The 19,481-nt window shown below is 59.3% G+C and carries 9 protein-coding genes and 1 pseudogene; 4 read left to right on the top strand and 6 right to left on the bottom strand.

All coding sequences use genetic code 11. From position 1 onward, the window contains the following. Positions 1 to 2,033 (top strand): ATP-binding cassette domain-containing protein (locus VHX65_14240; GenBank protein ID HEX3999708.1); only part of this gene is annotated, 2,033 nt, incomplete at its 5' end. Positions 2,034 to 2,052: 19 nt separating this feature from the next. Here VHX65_14240 and VHX65_14235 read toward each other — a convergent pair. The 5 genes from VHX65_14235 to VHX65_14215 all read right to left on the bottom strand — a co-directional run bounded on the left by VHX65_14235 (position 2,053) and on the right by VHX65_14215 (position 11,821). Further along, positions 2,053 to 3,201: a M48 family metalloprotease gene (locus VHX65_14235; GenBank protein ID HEX3999707.1), complete on the bottom strand. Its 1,149-nt coding sequence runs from the start codon at positions 3,199 to 3,201 to the stop codon at positions 2,053 to 2,055. A gap of 11 nt (positions 3,202 to 3,212) precedes the next feature. Continuing rightward, on the bottom strand, positions 3,213 to 5,663 hold the full coding sequence (locus VHX65_14230) for a hypothetical protein (protein ID HEX3999706.1): 2,451 nt from the start codon (positions 5,661 to 5,663) through the stop codon (positions 3,213 to 3,215). Positions 5,664 to 5,946: 283 nt separating this feature from the next. Next, positions 5,947 to 9,171 (bottom strand): protein kinase, encoded by a 3,225-nt coding sequence (locus VHX65_14225; GenBank protein ID HEX3999705.1) that lies wholly within the window; start codon positions 9,169 to 9,171, stop codon positions 5,947 to 5,949. 43 nt (positions 9,172 to 9,214) lie between these two features. Continuing rightward, positions 9,215 to 11,380 carry a trypsin-like peptidase domain-containing protein gene (locus VHX65_14220; protein HEX3999704.1) on the bottom strand — a complete coding sequence of 722 codons (2,166 nt, stop codon included), beginning with the start codon at positions 11,378 to 11,380 and terminating at the stop codon, positions 9,215 to 9,217. Positions 11,381 to 11,437: 57 nt separating this feature from the next. Further along, positions 11,438 to 11,821 carry a hypothetical protein gene (locus VHX65_14215; protein HEX3999703.1) on the bottom strand — a complete coding sequence of 128 codons (384 nt, stop codon included), beginning with the start codon at positions 11,819 to 11,821 and terminating at the stop codon, positions 11,438 to 11,440. 837 nt (positions 11,822 to 12,658) lie between these two features. Between VHX65_14215 and VHX65_14210 the strand changes: the two genes are divergently transcribed. Continuing rightward, positions 12,659 to 13,318: a hypothetical protein gene (locus VHX65_14210; GenBank protein ID HEX3999702.1), complete on the top strand. Its 660-nt coding sequence runs from the start codon at positions 12,659 to 12,661 to the stop codon at positions 13,316 to 13,318. A gap of 172 nt (positions 13,319 to 13,490) precedes the next feature. Here VHX65_14210 and VHX65_14205 read toward each other — a convergent pair whose 3' ends face one another. Beyond that, complete coding sequence (locus VHX65_14205; GenBank protein ID HEX3999701.1) at positions 13,491 to 14,072, bottom strand: sigma-70 family RNA polymerase sigma factor; 582 nt, start codon at positions 14,070 to 14,072, stop codon at positions 13,491 to 13,493. Positions 14,073 to 14,783: 711 nt separating this feature from the next. On the opposite strand from VHX65_14205, the gene VHX65_14200 reads away from it, so the two are divergent. After that, positions 14,784 to 17,483, top strand: coding sequence for a serine/threonine-protein kinase (locus VHX65_14200; GenBank protein ID HEX3999700.1), 2,700 nt, complete (start codon positions 14,784 to 14,786; stop codon positions 17,481 to 17,483). Continuing rightward, positions 17,447 to 19,345, top strand: a pseudogene (locus VHX65_14195) (hypothetical protein). Before VHX65_14200 ends, VHX65_14195 begins: the two are co-directional and overlap by 37 nt. The last annotated feature ends 136 nt before the right edge of the window (positions 19,346 to 19,481 follow it).

The following is a 19,481-nucleotide window of genomic DNA, read 5'->3' as shown; positions in this document are numbered from 1 at the left end:
TTGTTGGTCGCGACCCGACTTGCGACTTGGTCTTGGATTCGACGGTCGTTTCACGGCGGCACGCAAGCGTTCGACGTTCCGCGGCAGGAGTTATTGTCGAAGATTTGGGATCGGCCAATGGGACCTACGTCAACGGTTGCCGCATCAGCGGAGCCACGAACGCGCGGATTGGCGACGTCATCGGGCTAGGCAGCCTGCAACTTGAAGTCACGGCCAGCGGGCTGCGGCGACGGCGCGAAGCCACAGGCGGCGTGGTGGTCGAGGTAGAGCATCTGGTGGTCGACGTCCCCGGCAGGCGATTGCTCGACGACGTTTCGTTAACGATCTTGCCGGCGGAGTTCGTCGGCCTGATGGGGCCGAGCGGCGCCGGCAAGACGACCTTGATGAGCGCGATGAACGGCTATTCGCAGCCGACGGCAGGCCAGGTTCTCATCAATGGAAGCGATCTCTACGAATACTATGGCGAATTCAGCACGGTCTTGGGATACGTGCCGCAAGACGACATCATGCACCGGGAATTGACGGTCGGCCAAGCGCTGTACTACACGGCCAGGCTGCGAATGCCTTCCGGCGTCACCGACGCTGAAATTCAAACCCGAATCGCAGACGTGCTCCAGCAGCTGGGTCTGGACGGAACGGCGAACACATTGATCGGTTCGCCTGAGCGAAAGGGAATCAGCGGCGGACAGCGAAAACGCGTCAACTTGGCAATGGAACTGCTCACCGACCCCGTGGTCTTGTTTCTCGACGAGCCGACCTCGGGTTTGTCCTCGGAAGACTCTCTTCGGGTCATGAAGTTGCTGCGGCAATTGGCGGATTCGGGAAAGTCGATACTGCTGACGATCCATCAACCGAGCCTGGAGGCCTATCGGCTCATGGATAATCTCGTGGTGGTTTCCAAAGACCGGCAAGGCACGGGTCCGGGAAATCTGGTGTATTACGGCCCGGCATATCCGGATGCCGTGGCTTTTTTCAATCCGCAAGGACAGACGCCGGCGGCAACAAAAGAACTTTCGCCGGAGGATATTTTCAGCGGACTCGAAAAAAGCCCCACCGATACTTGGCGGAATCGCTTCGAAAAATCCCGCTATCATCGCGAATTCGTCGCCGGACGCGTCGGCCAGCGCGCGCCGGCTGGAGCAAGCCGCAAAACAGCATCGGAACGGGGTTCTTTCGCAGACCAATGCATCACGCTGGTTCGGCGCTCGTGTCGTATCAAACTCGCCGATCGTTGGAACACGGCAATTCTTCTCATTCAGGCGCCGATCGTGGCGTTGATCCTCATCCTTGTTTTCGGTGAGCACGCGCGGCAAACGCTGACGGTCGACAGTTGGGCGCAAACCACCAATGCCTCGGCCATGACCGTGTTTTTGACGGCGCTTTCCGCGTTATGGTTCGGCTGCTCCAACGCGGTGCGCGAAATCGTCGGTGAATGGGCCGTCTACCGCCGCGAGCGCATGGTCAACCTGAATCTCGCCGCATACGTGCTTTCCAAGCTTATCGTGGGCGCGTTCTTCTGCATGATCCAGTGCGCCATCCTGGTGGTCGGCACACGTTGGGGATGCGGATTGCACGGACCGTTGTTCTCCTCGTTCTTGGTCACGATGCTAGTTGCCTGCACGGGGCTCGCACTAGGACTATTGCTATCAGCAGTCGCTAGGACCACCGAAGTCGCGCTCGGCATGCTCCCCTTGGTTTTGATACCGATGGTCGTCTTGGGCGGTGGATTGCTGCCGGTTCATACGATGCAAGCGCCGCTCCAATCGCTCGCCTATTGCCTGCCGCTCCGATCCGGATTTGAGTCGCTGCTGCTGATCGAGTCGAGCCGTTGGACGCTGGGACCGTCGGCATTTTCAGAGGGCCTCGCGCCGCAGCGAACTTCCGACGACAGCGATCGCCCCGATCTGGCGGAAGCGTTCTTCCCCAAGGACCAGCGAGCCGGCGTTTCGACCAGCGTATTGCTTCTGGCGGGAATGTTTCTAACGCTCGTCGCCGGTATTTGGCTTGTAATCCGGGCCAGAGACCTGCACTGAACGGCAGCCGGATTTCGAGCTACTGCTTGTCGATCGACGGTTCGCGATTCGGCGCGCTCGAGCTCAACGCTTGGAGACGGCGAATCCTTTCCTCGGCGGGGGGCTGCATATGAAAGTGACTTCCTAGAGGCTCGGCCATCTTGTCGGCCGGCGAAGCCGGCCCGCTTTGCTCGTCGGCGTATTTTCCCAGGCGACGCAAGAACGAGATCGCGGAATCCGCCGATCGGCCGGCCCGTTGAATCGCCCTCAGACCGTAGGCGTCCGCCTCGAATTCTTGATCCTTCGTGAAGGGCCGGCTCAGAAGATCAGGCAAGACTCGGGCCGCGGCGCCGGCGTCGGGCATTGCGATTTGCAACGATTGAGCCACATCGGCGATTTGCGTCGAGCAATGCGACAATTCGACGTGGCCGATCTCATGGCCGAGAACGAACTGCAGCTCCGCGTCGTCTGCGACGAATTTCATCAGTCCCTGGTTCAGGTAGACATAGCCGCCCGCAGTCGAAAATGCGTTGACTTCTTTGACGTTCAAGATCGTGAACGTGTAGAGCATGTCTTTACGAGTCCGGGCAATGAGCGGCTTGGCGAGCCGTTCGATACGGATCTGCATCTCCGGATCGCTGCTTTTTTCTTGCTGCTTAACCAACCGATCGTGAAGCCGTTTTCCCCAGGCGCGCTCATCTTCCGGCGAAAGCGCGATGGATTGCTGGCCCGCCGTGTCCGCGGATTCGGCCAATTTCCCGGCAAGATCGAATGCCTGATCGGCAAGACCGCCCAAACGATCCGGCCGAACTTGGTTCGGTAAATCGGATAAATTTGGTGGAAGGAGCTTCCCTATATTACTTCCATCGGAAGGATTGCCGCGGTGTGCGGGACCCTTCGACGCGGGATCGACCGTGCCGGGACGATCGTTCTGCGTGGGAGCTGAGTGATCGCCGAAAAGCGAACTTGCCGCTTTTGTTGCACTATCCAACAATTCGTTCACCTTGGGCGCTTGCTCGACGACGCGATCGACCGCATGGCTTGCGGAATCGACGGCTTGCTGCGGGTCTGGGCGAGTCACCTCGCGAATGGCGTTACGAGTTTCGCTTGCTTCATAATGGACCATCGCGATCGCGATCAGGACGACGCAAAGAACCACCGCTCCGGCAATGTAATACGGCTTGTTCATGGCACGACTTTCTATTTTGGTTCTGGGGAAGGATTGCCGTCAGGCAGGGAGTCGGTTGCGCCGGTCGAAAAATTTCTGAGCAGGGCTGCCTGCTCCAAGAACGACAAATGCCGCGGAAAATCGAAGCGACCGTGAAAAACAGCGACGGAAAAGTGGCCGGTCTCGGCGGCCAGCCTGGCCAGTCCGGTCAACTTGCTTACACTGGTCGGCAGTTCTTCCGATTTGCGCGGACCGAGCACCAAATTCAGCGATAGCCGAAGATTGCCGGCACGCGGCGAGGGAAGCGGATGCGCCGCGTCGTCGTAGGGCACCCACTCCTGTCCGCTGAATTTCCACAAGACGGCGGCATAATTGGCCGTCATCTCAACCACGCGAAAGCGCCGCAGGATTTGGTCATTGCTCGACCAGGCAATGCCGGTGGGCTTGGCCGCGACCGGCGCCGCGAGGTGCCGATCCGAGAGCAATTCGCGGTAGAAGTCCAACGTCGCGGGCGTCATCGATCCGGTGGCAACGATGGCAAGCGGATCACCGCGGTCCAATTCAAAACCCGTGTCGATCGAGAAGTGCGACTCGATGGCGGCTTGGGGCGTAAGCTCGAAAGTCTTTTTGTTCCAGTGAATCAACCCCATATCAAAGTATCGTGGCTCTCCGCGCGGCTTCTCTCCATCATCGGTAATTAAAACTGTCGCTATCTTGTATTTTCCGGCCGACCAGCCCCCTGGTGGAGGTTGCGCGCGGCCGTCGAATGCCTGGTGCTTCGAGTGCGCCCGGAACGCTCGATCGACAACGGCAATCGGCTTGTCATCGTTGTCGCGACTGAAAATTACGCGCAGGACAGCCCTTTCGTCCGGCCATTCCACGTCCAGGTCGGTTTGTAAATGCCAAGCCAACGGGTCCGCGGCCTGTGCCATCGGCGGCGGATCGCTGGTGAGCAAAAAAGCAATCGTGCCGGGGTCCCGCAAGGCAAAAGGATTCGGCAACGGATGCTCGAAACCGAGGGTCTGCACGAATTTAGCGGACTCAAGCGAATTCTTCGTGTCCAACGCGGTTTGAATTTTCTCGATGCCCCGTTGCACTTCCTCGCGTGCGGAGTCCCGGTCTTTTGAAGCCCAGGAAACCTCGTCGGCCGAAATGTCGAACGGTTCGTCGAGAATCTGCTTCGCATGCCCGAAGTGCTCGAGCGCTTCGGAAAAATTCCGCTTTTTGGCCGCGGCCTCGCCTGCTTCGCTCGCCGTGCGAACCTGCTCCTGTTTTTGCAGGCCATCTTCGATCTTTCGGATGGCGGTTTGTGCTTCGGTAAATTCGAACGAACCGACCGGCACACTCACGAGGGCCGCTCGCAAATCGACCAAGGCTTCTTTGGCTTGTTTGGCCTTGAGAGCGTCCCGCGCCAATTGGATTCGCTTTCCATAAAGTTCCCAGACATCGCGCCGACGACGCGCGGCCTCGATCGCCTCTTCCAATCGTTTCAATTCCCGTTCACTTGAAGGCGGCAATCGCCACAGCCGAATGGTCGAATCCGTCGAGCCACTCAGCGCGATCAAGCCGTTCGGCAGGAATGCGCAGCAAGTGATAGTCGCATGACCTCCTGCAAAAGTTTCGAGGACTTCTCCGCTTTCACACGACCACAACCGCAATCGGCCCGCAGAGTCGCCCGACAGCGCTCGCGTTCCGCCGGGCGATAGCGCGACTCCGCTGGACGTCGCTTCGTCGACAGTCGGCGCCATTCGCGTCAACGGCTGCAGCGAGTCGACGCTCCAAAGGCTTGGCAGGCCGCCCGCCGCGCTCTTCGCGGCGCAGACTGCTGCTTGCCGGCCTTCGGAATCGAGCGCGATCGTGGAAACGGCAGTTCCATACGCCTTGCCGCATAAGGATTCATGGCCCGGCTCAAGATCCCAAAGTCGAAGATTTCCAAGCGAATCTCCGACGAGAAACCGCTTGCCGTCCGGAGTAAAGGCGAGTGCCCGCACTTCACCGCTTGAAATCGAGAATCGTCGAACCGGCCGTTTCGATTTGAGATCCCAAAGCAAGATTAGGCCTGCCGGGCCCCCGGTCAATAAATGCGACTGGGCCGGATAGAACGCGAGGCTTGTAAACGTGTGCCCCTGATCTTGCAGATGCGTCACTTCGCTCGGCCGATCCAGATCCCACATTCGAACTCCAGGTTCGACGCCGCAAACGGCAACTTTCTTGCCGTCGGCCGATAGGGCAATGGAATGCGGGCCTTGGCCGAGATTAGGTAAATGACAACATTCATCGCGGCCTTCCGAATGCCAGACGCAGAGCGTCCCCATATCGTCCACGCTAGCTACGATTTTTCCATCGGCCGAAAGCGCCAAGCATCGGATAGGGCTATGATGCCCGACAAATCGAGCCACTTCCCTTCCCTCGGCATCGGAGGAGGACTGCCCGCGGAAGAGGATATATCCAACAACTGCCAGCGCCGGCAGGGAAAGGGCCATGGCGCCCAACAGAATCGCCCTGCGTCGGCGATTTCCCCTGCTCTTTGCCGGCGATCGGGCAGGCAGTTGGCCAGAACGTAAAACCGTCGGTGGCCCGATGCTCGCTCGTGGCGCCGGAGCCGGCCGATTCGACAAGGGCTGAATGGTGGTTTTGTCGCGGTCGTTCATGGCATGCCGACAAATTTTCTCTTCCCAAATAATCCAACGGTTTGACCCATTGGTTTTTGATCGGCGCTGCGGGGGACGACCGCTCGCAGCCGTCACAAGCGGCGGCAACGATTCGCTACTTCAAAATGTCTGGAAGCGACGTGCGAGCCTCGTCCGACTTGTTGGTCAAAGTTTCGTATTCGTCACGACGCCGGCGAAAAACATCGAGACTTTCCTTGAAGAAGCGAAATGTCCAGGAGCGTGCTGGCCTGCTGTTCAATTGTCGATTAGCTCCGGCAATCTGCTTCGTGATGACCGCCTCGTAAACCTCCGCCATGTCGAAGCTGAAATTCGTGAAGCGCTGCAGAGAGTCGAGATACTTGTCGATGAGCCGCAGGTCGTTGCCCGCCATCGGCGGAGCGGAAACGCCAACTTCGGCAATTCGGGCTCGCAACCCAACCACTGTCTGGCCGAACTTTCCATCGGGTTTCCAATCGACGGGATTCAAGTCCGTTGGCATGGTTTTCAGCGCGGCGGTTGGAGTCACGAGACCGCGATCGCCGGATGCATCGCCGCCCGGAAGGTCGACGAGAGGATTATCCAACACCGCCAGCGCCGACTTGATGGCCGACAATTGGCGAACGCGGTCGGCTTCGACGCGCGTCAACTGGTCGACGAATTGCCGTCCCAATAACTGCTTCAAGGTCCAGGCTCGGCCCACGCCGTTCGACTGGCCGGCCAAGGCCAACAGTGGATCGCGGATTCTTTTGCGCTCGGCCGCAGCGTCAGAAACCGTGTCGTAGGCCACTTCTCGCGGCGCCAAATTGCGAGCCCCTTCAAGAACGACCTCGGCCAGTTGAAGCGATTTCGCATCGGTCGACGACAGTAACCGGTTCAGCAATCCGACGGAATCGGGGCCGCTGGTATCGCGTAAGAACTGAAACAGCCCAGCATCATCGATCGAGGATCCTGGGCCGAGGTAAATCCCCAATGCGGCGTCACGCTGCGCCGGCTTGCCTCGCGCCAGGAGCCGTTGCACAAGCTTGTTGCCGAGTTGCGGGTCAGCCGCGCACCATGATGAAAGGCCGTCGACAGACAACGCGTCGAGGGACGGAGTGGGATGCAGATCGAGCAAGCGGCTGGCCAGACGGTAGCTTGCCGTCCACCGGTGGTCGAGAATTTCGGCGAGGAGCGCTGGCACCCGGTCGCGCAGGGCCCCAGACTTGCATGACTGCTCGATTTCGATCGCCCATTCATCGATCATTCGCGGAGCCTGTAAACGGAATAAGCGTTCGCGCTGGGCCGGGCTCTGCAGCCAAGCCGCAACGACGCCCAAAAGAGGTTCGTACGAATCGGGCGCCTCTTCCGCCAAGTCCAGCACGTCGTCGATTTTGAACGATGCCGCCAACCCGCCATGCGACTCCAAGTGCCCCGCCGCCGCCACGATTGCGCCTCGCTCGCCGGATAACAGCAGCGACCAACACACGTCGGCTTGCCGGCCCGCCGGAAGCACCGTCAATGCCCGGATCGCAACGCGATTAAAAATCGGGTCGGGCGATCGCGCGAGGCACACCAATGATGTTGCTGCCAACTTGCCATTGGTAGCGTGGACAAGCTCGGTCGCGCGCTGCAAGGTGGCTTGGCTAACGTCGATTCGTCGACGGGCGGCTCCCGAGTTTTCCATTTCTCGCAGCGCGGCAAGCTCGGCAGACACCGCCTCGTCTTGGCTGGCAGTCGGCGACTCGGCAACACGGCGCAATTCCGTCAAACGATCTCGGCAGCCTGCAATCGCCGATCCCTGTTCTTTCAGTGACCGTTGTTCCATCCGAAGCGAATTTCGTGCGGAGTCGGTCTCCGTTGCGATCGGGGACGATCGGGTCAGAGATTTGTCCACGTCGGCGGCAAGATCAGCATCGAGCTGTCCGAGGTCAGACAGTTCGCGTTCGAAGCCGTCGAGCTTTTGCCGCAGTTCGGTCAAGGGGCGTTTGGCCCGCCCGGAAACCAGCTCGGCTAGTTCCGCCGCGCTGCCGTATTGCGGATGGCTTAGAAGCGGCCGGCTGTCGACCATGATCGATTTCTCGGCGGCATGGAGCCGATCAGTCCAGTTTTCGATTCGTCGGCCCAATTCCGCAGCCGAATGGGGACTTTCCGTAGCCGATGGTTCCTGGGTCGAATGCCGAGGCAGCATCGCAATCCCCATTCCGACGGCCGCCACGGCAACCGCAATGCAGGCCGGCAGCAACCATTTGTTGCTGCGCCGGCGCGGGGCGGGGGAGTTCGCCGGCGTTTTACCGTGTTGGACTGGGACGATCCTTTGGACCGCGATAACACTTGTCGCTTGGTTTCGGTCAGCCTGGGACGATGGAAAACGCGGCTGGCTTTTCGTCGGAGCCGACGCCACGGGAGCAGTGTCCCGTGCTGCGGAATCGGGGGACGCGGAAGGCGGCGCTAGGCCGCCGGCTAGGGGTGTTGCTCGATCCGAAGGCTGGGGCGCTGCGATCGCCCGCAGAATTTCCAGCGCAAAATCGGTACAGCAGCGGAATCGTTGCTGGGGCGACTTGGCGAGCCCGCGCCTAACCGCGGCGGAAATCGCCGGCGGCACATGGGCGGCAACCTTCGAGAGCGGCGGCGGCTCAAGGCCAACTTGCGCCGCCGCCACCTCACGTAACGGCAACTTGCCGAAGGGGAGCTCGCCGGCCAATGCCTCGTAAACGGTTACCGCCAACGCATACTGGTCGGCCCGGCCATCGCATCCCTTCCCCGCGATCAATTCAGGGGCCAAGTAGTCGACTGTTCCCATAATCATCCCGTGCTGATTGCTCGCGTCGCTGCGATCGCCCAACACCTGGATGATGCCAAAGTCACTCAAATACGCCTGGCCATGCTGATCGAAGAGAATATTCGACGGCTTCACGTCGCGATGGACATATTTCTGCAAATGCACGAAGTCGAGCGCTTTCGCAATGCTTCCCAGCCAGGTCTTCAGGCTTGCGACCGGCATCGGCGCGCGCGCCAAGGCGCCCTTGGGCCGCATGCGGTCCGCCAAACTTCCCCCGGATAGATAGCGCATCACGGCGAAGGGAATTCCATTGTAGCGGCCGACGTCGCTGATCGGCACAATCTGCGGAAACGACAATTTCACCAGAGCGCCAATCTCTCTCTCGAAGCGCCCGATCTGATTGGAGTTCTTGATCTGCGCCGGCCGCGGCGACTTGATGACGACCTGCGTTTTCAGATTGGCATCCAAGGCACGGTAGACAAACCCCATGCCACCTTCACCGAGCGTTGTCAAATTGCGATAGCGCCCCGCGCCAATATCGAGACCATGCCATGGACCACGTTCAACAGCCGCGATCGACACTTTGGTTGCTCCCGAAAATGAAAACTGCCGACCTGGGGCCGAATTACTTATGACCGAAGGCTGGGCTTGGGCTCTCGGTGTTGTCCTTTGGTGCGCCTCCTCCCGGCTTAAGGTATTGCGCGAGGGCCTTGCTAGCGGGCCGGAACCGCAATTCGGGGTCGAATCCGCTACCGCCGCAGTCACTGCAAGTCAGAAATCCTCTGCCGCCGCAGACCGGACAAATCTGGTGGATCGTGACGTTGCTCGGAATCGGCACGCCTTGTGGGGTGTAACCAAGGATTCGTGTCTTAATGACCGTAATGGTTCCACGCATGCAAGAGGGGTTTGTGCATTTCATCACGCCCCGACCTTTGCACCGGCAGCACGTGCAGTCTTCGAGGAAGTCGTTGCCAATTCGCTCCGCAAGGCCCACATCCTGTGTTTGGCTCGTGGCCAGGACGGTAACCACCGATTTGGAAACACGGTCGGAGACTTCGGCCCAACTTTCCTCGGATCGGTTGCCAGGGGCACCACCGTTGAATCGGCTTGTGTGTAGCAACGCGAGCACGGCGGAGATCGGAACGCCGCCGCCCGATTTATGCGCGAGCAGATTCAGATTTTTGGCATGCAGCGCGACCACCTCGCCGAATTTGTTGCACACCGGTCCGCCGACTTCGCCGTAGGACTTCTCCGAGTCGTAGATCAACAGCGAATCGTCGGAGGACTGCGGGGTGGCGACGACGACAGCCCGCGTCGTCGATGCCTCGGTGCCGGCAGAGCTGGCTGGCCGGACACCAGCGATCAGCACTTCCGATTCAACGCCCGGCAACTGCCGGCCAAGGGCCAGCGGTGGCGCCCGCATGTCCTCGCATTGGAGCAGGGCGACATCGGCGGAAGGCGACACGGCGACGAGCTTGGCGCGCAACGGCTTGCTGTCACCGCCCGGCTCGATGACTTGAAAATCGTGCGCATTCCTTGTCAACTGGCGGGTGGTGAGCAAATATCCGCCCGCAATAGCGAATCCGCTCGCCGAGGAGACCACCGAAACATCGCCCGAAGCGTCGGCGGTCTCGGTGCTCGGCAATTCCTCGACCAACTGTTCGCGAGGGATCAGCATATATTGCCAGCCGACGCGAGAATCGCCTCCGGCCAATTGGGCCGAAACCACGCTGGCGGAGTAAATGCGCGTGAGTCGCGCTAAAGTATCGGCTGGCATCGATATCCGCCGCTTGCCGGATTGGTCGATGAGACGCCCCATATTTTGCGCGATTCGCTTATCGTAGCGCTGCTCGGAGGCGGCCTTCCAATGATTGATCGCATCGCCGTATTTCGATTCCATGACCTCCACGAGCGCTAAGTTGTTGAGTACGGCGATATTCGTCGGATCGCGTTTGAGACACGTCTTGTAGTGTTGTAGGGCCTCGTCAAAACGGCGCGATTCCAACGCGTCGGCCGTCGCGATGATGAAGTCCGCCTGAATGCTTTCGGGATTGGTCTTACTCGCCTCGAGCAGTTTGTCGATCCCCAAATTGGATTGATTCAGACGAACCAATTCCAATCCTTCCTTCAATTCGGCTTGTGCTTGGATCCGGGCCGCGCGAACCTCACTTTGGCTGCTCCACTTCGTGCCAAACCGGACCAAGCCGTCGTCGACCTTGCGCTTCCATTCGGCACGATCCGCTTCCGCCTGCTGCCGGACATCGGCAGGCAAACCGGCGTGACCCAACAGCATATCGTAAATCTCCACGCCTTCTTCCGGGGTTCGGCAATCCTTGGCTTGTTCGCGGGCGACCGAGAGCGATCGCTTCAATTTCGGGTCCGGCGCCGCGGACGTATCGGGAGTAACGGTCGAATCCGCAGCCGCAGTTGTGTCCTGCGTTGAAGGAGAATCCGGTTTCGACGAGACCGCGGGCGTTGTCGAAGTCGCTGGAGTCGACGGTTTTGCCGGTTCTCCTTTTGCCATGACTTGATGGATGTACTGTTGATCGGCATCGGTCAGAATGCTCAACGGAACTTCTCGAACGGTGCCGTCCAACAGCCTCAACACGACCTTCTTCTCGGAATTAAATCCGATGAACTCGGCCTCCTTTGAAAAGCCGCTCTTCGAAGTCCAAACGCGGATTTCCGCTCCATCGGTCAAATGAGGAAACAGTTCGAAAACAGACACGATGGCGATGGCCAAGCCGATTCCGATCCATTTTAAGGCATCGCTGGCGGAGGGAATAACCATGATTCTTCTCGCAATGTTTCGGAGAAAACAGCAGTTCTCGGCACACAGCCAAGCGACTCACTGCGTTGCCGCGCCGACGTATTCCCGGCGAATTCGTTCGCGTGCCACCCACAGTTCCACATCCTTGTAAGTCCCGTTCAACGGGCGAATCTTTACATTCACCTCTTCGGCGAGGTTGCTCAGTTGATCCATCGGGTTGTCGCCCTTGATTCCCAGGGGTGGAGCATCTCCCGTTTGTGCCGCGCCGGGTGGTTCGAGAACCTCGACGGCCGTGCCACTTTCCAGCCAAATTTGGTCCTTGGCTTGATCGTTATATTCCTTCACGGGATCGAATTTCCCGGCCTTGCCCGTCGCCATCGCCTTCGTCATGTCCGTAAGAGTGGTCTTGAAACGACTCAGGTAACCGGCCATCAATTGGCCCGGCGGTTTGCGGAGTGCCATAACGGGTGAATTGTCGTCACTCCGCACAACCGACATACTGCCGGCAACGAACGGCCGCTGGCCAACAGCGGGCCGGATCGCAGCGGGTTCGACGGGAGTTTGCCTTCCTCGGCCGGCAATCAAAACTGCCGCGAAGCAGCAGATCGCAAATGGGACGAGGAAAAACGCTGTCCGAAAAAGCCTGGATGGCGAATGCGCCGCAGACGCGGGCCCGGCGGCGCTTGCTGATAGTTCGGGCGCCGGCGATGGAGCGCCGGGCGAAGAGCTGGAGTTTCGACTCGCAAATTGCGGTATCGACGATGTGGCTACCCCGGCGCGCGATAAAGACGGACTGGCTCCGAAAAATGGCTTAAGCGCCGACGCTACCTCGGACGGCTGCCCAAAACGATTTTCGGGTTGCTTCTGCATCATCCGCGCCACGACATTTGCCAAGCCGGGCGGAATGTCGGACCGGAATTGCGCGATGGGCTCCGCTTCCGCCGTTCGTTGGGCTTGAATCGTATCGATGAAGTTGCTTCGCCGGAACGGCCGCCGGCCAGTTAGCAAGTAATAGAGCGTGCAACCGAGGCTGTAGATGTCGGCCCGGATATCCGCCGAGCTCGCGTCGTACGTCTGCTCAGGGGCGACGAAGTCCGGCGTTCCAAGCATCTCACCGGATACGGTCAGGCCGCGGGACCGCGCTTCGACAGGTTCTTCTTCGCTCGCCGCCTTCGCCAAACCAAAGTCGAGAATCTTGATCGAATGTCTATTCGCGACTTGCGAAAGCATCAAGTTTTCCGGCTTGATGTCACGATGCACCATCTTCGATTCATGGGCGGCTTGTAAGCCCAATGCCGCTTGGTAAGCGTAGTACGCAGCCTTCGTGATCGACAACGGGCCAAGTTCCTCGACGACGACGGACAGATCCTTTCCTTCCACGTATTCCATCGCGAAGACGAGCGTCGTGCCCGCCTCGAACGCATTGAAAACCGCCACGATATTCGGGTGCTGCAGGCCCGCGGCAGCACGGATTTCCTGTTGAAACCGTTGCCGAGCGGCGGGCCGATCGGCTTTCGCCTTAGCGATGACTTTCAAAGCTTCTTTTCGATTGAGCAGCAAATTAGTGGCCAGATAAACGCGACCCATGCCTCCACGACCAAGGTATCGGATCAGGCGGTAATTCGGATGATTGAGCAATTCCGGCGGAAATTCAGCCGCCGAATCCACATCCACGGCATCATCGTCTTTCCGCGATGCGGCAACAGAAAAAGAAGAAACGGCGGCTACCGAGTGCGTGGTGGAACTGCCGCGCAACGCCGAACTTTTCTCGGCGCCGCGCGCGGGAACCGAAGGCTCGATTCGCGGCGCAGGACCGCTTTCCATATCGCCCGCGTAACCCGCGCGCACGTTCTCAAGAAATTGATCCGGCGGGGTCCGAACGACGATGTCGCGACAGCGCGCGCAACACACCATGTGCCGGCGGACGATGTCTCCGTCCTGCGTTTGAAGCTTGCCTAAGCCGAAGTCAGCCAACGCGCGGTTGCTCGGATGAATCGGTGGGGCGGATCCCATGAAAGCACCGTGCTGCCGGAATTTGCTATCGCCAACGCGGTCAATCGCTACAAACGCCCAACAACTGCCCCTACTTCAAAGGTCGCCAATGGCCTTTGCCTGTCACGAAAAGCGCGGACTAATCGATCAGTCCCGCTGCCTCTTCGCGCAACCGCTGCAGCACGTGCGACTTGGCAAGCAAAACTGCGTTTTCCGTAAGTCCTAGTTCCGCAGCCACGACATTCACACTTATACCCTGAATCGCGAATTTCTCGAACGCTTGCCAAGTGCTCAGCGCGAAATCACCTTGAACGACCGAAAGCAACCGCCGAACCACGAAACGATCATGCTGGCGGTCCCATTCCGCGGCCAATTCGCTCTTTGGGTCTTCCAGTTGGTTGAGGAAGCCGTCCATCTCGGCGATTCCCGCGATCGGAAGCCGGCCTCGCTTGCGCACGAAGTTCCGCGATTGATTGACCACGATCTGCCGTAGCCATGCCCGAAAAGACCCCTCGCGGCGCCGCTCGAAACGCGGCAACTCGCGAGTCGCAACCAAGAGCGTTTCTTGCGCCAAGTCATCGGCTTCTGCTCCGAGCTTTGGAATTCGCGAGAGCCATTTGAAGATCAACGGTAGATACGCCTCTTGAAATTGCCGCCAATCGGGCGATTTCTTGTCAGCCGTCTTAAGTCGTTCAAGCAAACTGACCGGAGTGCTTGCCAAGGGTCGCCCTGCTTCCATGGCGTGCTCAGAAACTACAGCCTGCTCCGGCACTAAATCCCACCACCGGTCGATCTCCAACGGCTATTGCCCGCTCGACGACGGCTCACATTTGGTTTCGTAATGCTGCATAGCTTCTTTCGGAAAATCTAAATTTGTGGCGCCCCATTCGGCCAGGAACAACCGCGTTCCGCACCTGAAAACGCCGCATGGAAACAAGAATTTGCCACCACCTAGCCTGCCAGACACTGCGACGCCACCGAACGGGACCGCAGGTCCCTATCTCGGGGGGCCGAAAAACAAATATACCGCGAGGCCCCTAACCCCACAAGTGGCTGGCCGCTATTCAACCAACGCCGCTGCTGTCACGTCCTCTCATGAGATGCGCCTTCCAGCAATTGCGATGTCGGTCTCTGAATCCCTCGCGGACCTTCGAGCCAAGATTGATCTCGCCGACGGCAGGCCCGCGGACCATGGTTCGACAACTCGATGCGACGCTTGGAGCGACCCAGGGGCTCGATTTTCTTGACAGGGATTCGGCGCCCGGGACCTTTCTATTGGGGACGACCAAAAAGATCGACCCGGCGACAATCAAATTCAACCTGTCGCCATGCCCGATCATCGGGGGTGGATGCCGCCTCAGGAAGGCTTCCCCCCAGGCTGGGAGGATTGGTATGATCCGGCGGTCTTTTTCTTCAACCGAAAGGTCCTAAAATGGCCGTTTCCCTGGAGCAATTCATCGCCCAACTGAAGAACTCGGGCCTGATTTCCGCGGGCGATCTTGAAAACCTTATTCCCCCCAAGGGCCAACCCGCAGACGTCAACGACCTTGCTCGCCAACTGGTCGACGGCAAGCTTTTGACCAAATTTCAAGCGCAAAAAGTCTACCAGGGGCGAGGGGGCGGATTGCAACTCGGAAACTACACGATTCTCGACAAGATCCGCAACAGTCGGCTGGGACAACTCTACAAGGGCCGAGATCGTCGATCCGGTCGGCTCGTCACGATCACGATCCCGCCGCCGTCGGTAGCCGATGATCGCTCCAACAGCGATCTCCTCACGCAACGTGTCGCGGCGACGGCAAAGCTGCAACATCCAAATCTGATTGTTCCACGGGATTTCCGCGAACTCGGCAATCGTCGCTTCGCCGTCGCCGATTTTGTCGAAGGCAGTTCGCTTGCAGCAATGGTCGACGCGAAGGGGCCGCTCTCCGTGCGCCAGTCGGTCGAGTATTCCCTGCAGGCGGCAAACGGCCTGGAATTCGCGCACGCACGGAATCTCGCTCACGGCGATGTCTGCCCGGCAAATCTAGTCGTCGATCGATCCGGAACGGTAAAGCTTCTCGGGCTCGGTCTGTTGCCGGCTGCCGTGCAGGAGGAACCGACGCCAGCAATAAGTGGCAATGATTTAGGCTATCTCGACTATGTGGCGCCCGAAGTTCGATCCGGCGATAAGCTGCTCGACCCGCGAGCCGACATCTACGGCCTCGGCTGCACGCTCTATTGCATGCTCGCCGGAGTCTCGCCATTCGCCAAGGACACCGGCGTAAATCCATTGCTCGCGCATCGGACTGGAATCCCGCGGCCGCTGTTGGAAATTCAGCCGGACGTGCCGCAAGAACTCTCCGACCTAGTCGCCAGAATGTTGGCCAAGGATCCCGCCGCTCGCCCGCCAACGGCCGCCGAAGTCGCGGCGGCCCTGCTGCCGATTGCGAACGGCGACGCGCCGGCGATCAAACGAGCGGTCTTGATTCCCCTGGCCGAGCCGGCACTGGGCGACCTGTTTGAAGAGATCGCGCACGCGGCGCCGCCGATCGGCGCCCGTCCGCCCCGCACTCCGGCCCGTCGAACGCAAGCCTCGGTCATTCGCCGTTACTGGCTCCATGCTGCGATTGCGAGCGCCGCCACGCTCGCCGGCATCATTTTATATATCGGCCTATTCAAAGTCCGCACGGCCGACGGCACGATCGCGCTGCGTGTCAGCCAGCCAAATGCCGAAGTGCTTGTCGATGGCAAAACAATCGCCGTCCACTGGGGCGACGACGGCAAGTCGACCGAATTCACTGCCCCGCCCGGCAAGCACCGCATCGAGGTGAAAAAGCAAGGTTTCGCCGTCTCGGAAACGGACCTGGCATTGGAGGACGGCGGCCACGAAATCCTCAACGTCGCGCTGGGAATCGCCGCCAGGCCCGGCACACCGGTTGACTCACCCGCGAGCGGCACGGCAAGTGCTGTACCGGTTCGCAAGGCGATCGCCACACTCAATGATCCCGCCTTTCAGCAATGGGTGAAGGGCGTTGCGGCTCACCCGGCCGAGGAGCAGATTAAGATGGTCGTGGCCAAGCTTAAGGAGCTGAACCCCGGATACAACGGAACTGTGGTAAACGACTCCAACTCCGGCCCGCCGATCATCCAAAACGGGGTTGTGGATTCATTTGGGTTTTACACGGATCACATTTCGGATATTTCGCCGGTTCGGGCGCTGCCCGGCCTGCGCAAGCTGCTCGTATGGAGCGATGGCGGGGGCTGGGGAAACGTTGAGAGCAAACTGTCGGATCTGTCACCGCTCGAGGGACTACAACTCAAAAGGTTCAGTTGTAATTGGACCAAGGTCTCGGACCTATCTCCTTTGGAAGGAATGCCTCTTGAGCATTTATCATTTCAGGGAACTTCCGTTACGGACCTTTCGCCTCTCATCGGCATGAAGTTACGGACGATCAGCTTTGAGAATACAAAGGTTGCCAGCCTCGTCGCGCTGAAGGGAATGCCGCTGGAAATACTTATTTGCGATTCAACCTTGGTGTCCGATCTTACTCCTGTCGAAGATATGCCGCTGGTGAGATTGGGATGTTCGGAAACGCAAGTGTCCGACCTGTCGCCATTGCGCGGCAAAAGGTTGGCGGATCTATTCTTTACGCCCGCCCGAATTAACAAGGGTATCGATGATGTCCGGCAGATGGCCACGTTGAGAACAATGGGCGAAAGTTTCTGGAAGAAAATGCCTACGCCAGAATTCTGGAAGAAGTACAACGCCGGGGAGTTCGGCAAGCCCGACACTATCGCCAAAATTAACGCCAATTCGGCGCCCGCCGGTGGCGCCACGGCCCGCGCTAGCGACATGCCGTTGCCCGCCCCGTTCGCGCACTTCCACTTCCAAGGCAACGACAAAAACGAGGGGACGGGCGAGGCCAAGTGGGATCTCCAAAATACGGTCTTCAAAGACGGCGGCCTGTACGCCGACGGCCTCTATGATGTTCGCAATGGCGGTCCAACGCAGGGGTACCATGCCGTGTGCTCGACGCCATCCCTTGATCCGTCGGCTTCACGGTCGTCCTTCGATTCAAGAGCGACGATTTCAGCGGAAACAACAGGAACCTACTTACCGGCGGAGTGGGGTGGCGCTGGTTCGCTATGAGCAGGTCCGATCACGGTAATCTCGAGATTGCCCTAAACAATCGCGCCTTCTCGAAGGAGATTGTCGGCGCTCGGCTGGAAACGGGCAAATGGCAGGCGGTCGCGTGCGCCGTCGACATGCCACACCGCACTGTCATTGTGTCTCTGGACGGCAAGCAGGTTGCCGACTGCGCGATTCCAGATGTTGGCATTCCCAAGGCAGGCAGTGGGGCTTTCCAGGACCGATCTTGGTCGCTGACCAACTATGGCATCCCGTGGCTCTTCAAAGGCGTGGTCAACGAGTCTCTGATCTACGACCGTGCCCTCAGCACCAAGCAATTAGAGAAGCTGGATTTCCCGCCAACGCCGCCCGGCGGCATGACGCCTACCCCTGCCGCCGAGCCAACCGAGGCATCGCAGGTGGCGTATGCGCAGTTTCCAAAGGAATTGCAGGATGCCATCGACAATGCCGTCGCCCTGTCGCGGAAATTGGGAGGCGCGGTCGTAGCGGGGCGTATTCTCGGCGAGGACGGTCGGCCGGCTGGGGCCGGTGAGATCGTCATCACCCTCGGCAACGGCCAATCGCTCAGCCTAACCAACGACGGCGGTTGGTTCATCCACCCGATCCCGAAGTGGGCCCTGGCCCCCAGCGGTATTCAACTCCTGGCCGGCAGCTTCACGCACGAAATCACCACGACGCTAGTGTCGGTCCGGGAAGGCGAGGTGAGTTACCAGACAATCTCCGTGAAACGGCCAGCCCCCCAAGAACTCTGCCGGATCCACGGAACCGTGACCGACGATACAGGCAGCCCCGTGGCGGAGGTTCCGTTGTACTTGGAAACGAATCTGACGGGCGGGTGGCTCGGCAGTTTCAATCCACGGGCCGTCTCGGATGCCGCCGGCCGGTATGAGTTCCGGGGACTCGCTCCGCGGCAAGTGATCATCGACTTCGCCGCGCCTCCGCGCAACGACGCATTCGAGCGCGACTATAAAGTCTGCGACTTGAGTCCCGGAACTCAAAGCGAAGTCAATCTCACGCTTCCCCGCTCCAAAGAGGTCACTCTGGACTACGTCTTTCAGAAAGATGGTTCACGTTCTTTTCAAGGCGCGGACCTCAAGAGCGGAACTATTCTTTTCAAGAAGCCGAGCCTCGGCTTCCTGTTCGCCGAGGGCCGAGCGCATGCCACTCCAGTGACCGACGATTTGCGGCTGCAGTGGCAGCAAGGACAATTGGTCTTCCGAAATTTCTTTACCAATGCAAGCGTCGGTTTTTACGACGCGGGCGCCGTGAAGCTCGACAGCGTCACCGAAGCCAATGCGACGGGATATGTCATCGGGCCACGACCGTGCATTGCGGGACACGTGTATGTCGTCAGAACTTACGACGGCCATTACGCAAAGTTCCTTGTGCGAAGCATCACGAATGTCGGCGGTGAGAAACCGCTCGTCGACGCCCCGAAACTGGCTCCGGCGATCGGTAATGCCGACGTCCAGGAATGGATCAGGGAGGTTCCCGCCCTGCCGGCCGAGAAACAGGCGGAAGCGGTTGCCAAGAAATTGCAGTTGCTCAACCCGAGCTATGACGGGAAAGAAACGCATCTGATTAAGAATGGAGTGGTCACCTTCTTCTCCCTCGGCGACGGCGTCGCGGATATTTCGCCCGTTCGGGCTCTTACCGGACTACGAGCTCTTACCTGCAATTCGAGACAATTGTCCGACCTGTCACCGTTGCGAGGATTGCCCCTAAATAACTTGTATTTCCACGGCACGGACATATCCGATTTGTCGCCAATCAAAGACATGCCATTGAATTCGTTGGAATGCACGGGACCGACGTTGTCGGACTTGTCGCCGCTCAAAGGGGATGCATTTGACCAGCGGTAATTGTTTACCGCCTCGGGGAAATTCTTGGATGCTAGCTTAACCTGCTAGCAGGATTCTCGTCGTAGAACCAATATGGAAGCGACGAGAGGTGGTTCGAACGACAAGCGGGACGCGGCCCAGCGGCGGCCGACGTATG

This window comes from Pirellulales bacterium, from assembly GCA_036267355.1.
In the GTDB taxonomy this organism is placed as follows: Bacteria; Planctomycetota; Planctomycetia; order Pirellulales; family DATAWG01; genus DATAWG01.
This window is presented reverse-complemented; position numbering and strand designations above follow the sequence as displayed.

Bases quoted from the DNA above. Each gene is read 5' to 3' on its own strand.
- VHX65_14235 (HEX3999707.1), bottom strand. From the start codon at position 3,201: ATGAACAAGCCGTATTACATTGCCGGAGCGGTGGTTCTTTGCGTCGTC.
- VHX65_14230 (HEX3999706.1), bottom strand. From the start codon at position 5,663: ATGGCCCTTTCCCTGCCGGCGCTGGCAGTTGTTGGATATATCCTCTTC.
- VHX65_14220 (HEX3999704.1), bottom strand. From the start codon at position 11,380: ATGGTTATTCCCTCCGCCAGCGATGCCTTAAAATGGATCGGAATCGGC.
- VHX65_14215 (HEX3999703.1), bottom strand. From the start codon at position 11,821: ATGGCACTCCGCAAACCGCCGGGCCAATTGATGGCCGGTTACCTGAGT.
- VHX65_14200 (HEX3999700.1), top strand. From the start codon at position 14,784: ATGGCCGTTTCCCTGGAGCAATTCATCGCCCAACTGAAGAACTCGGGC.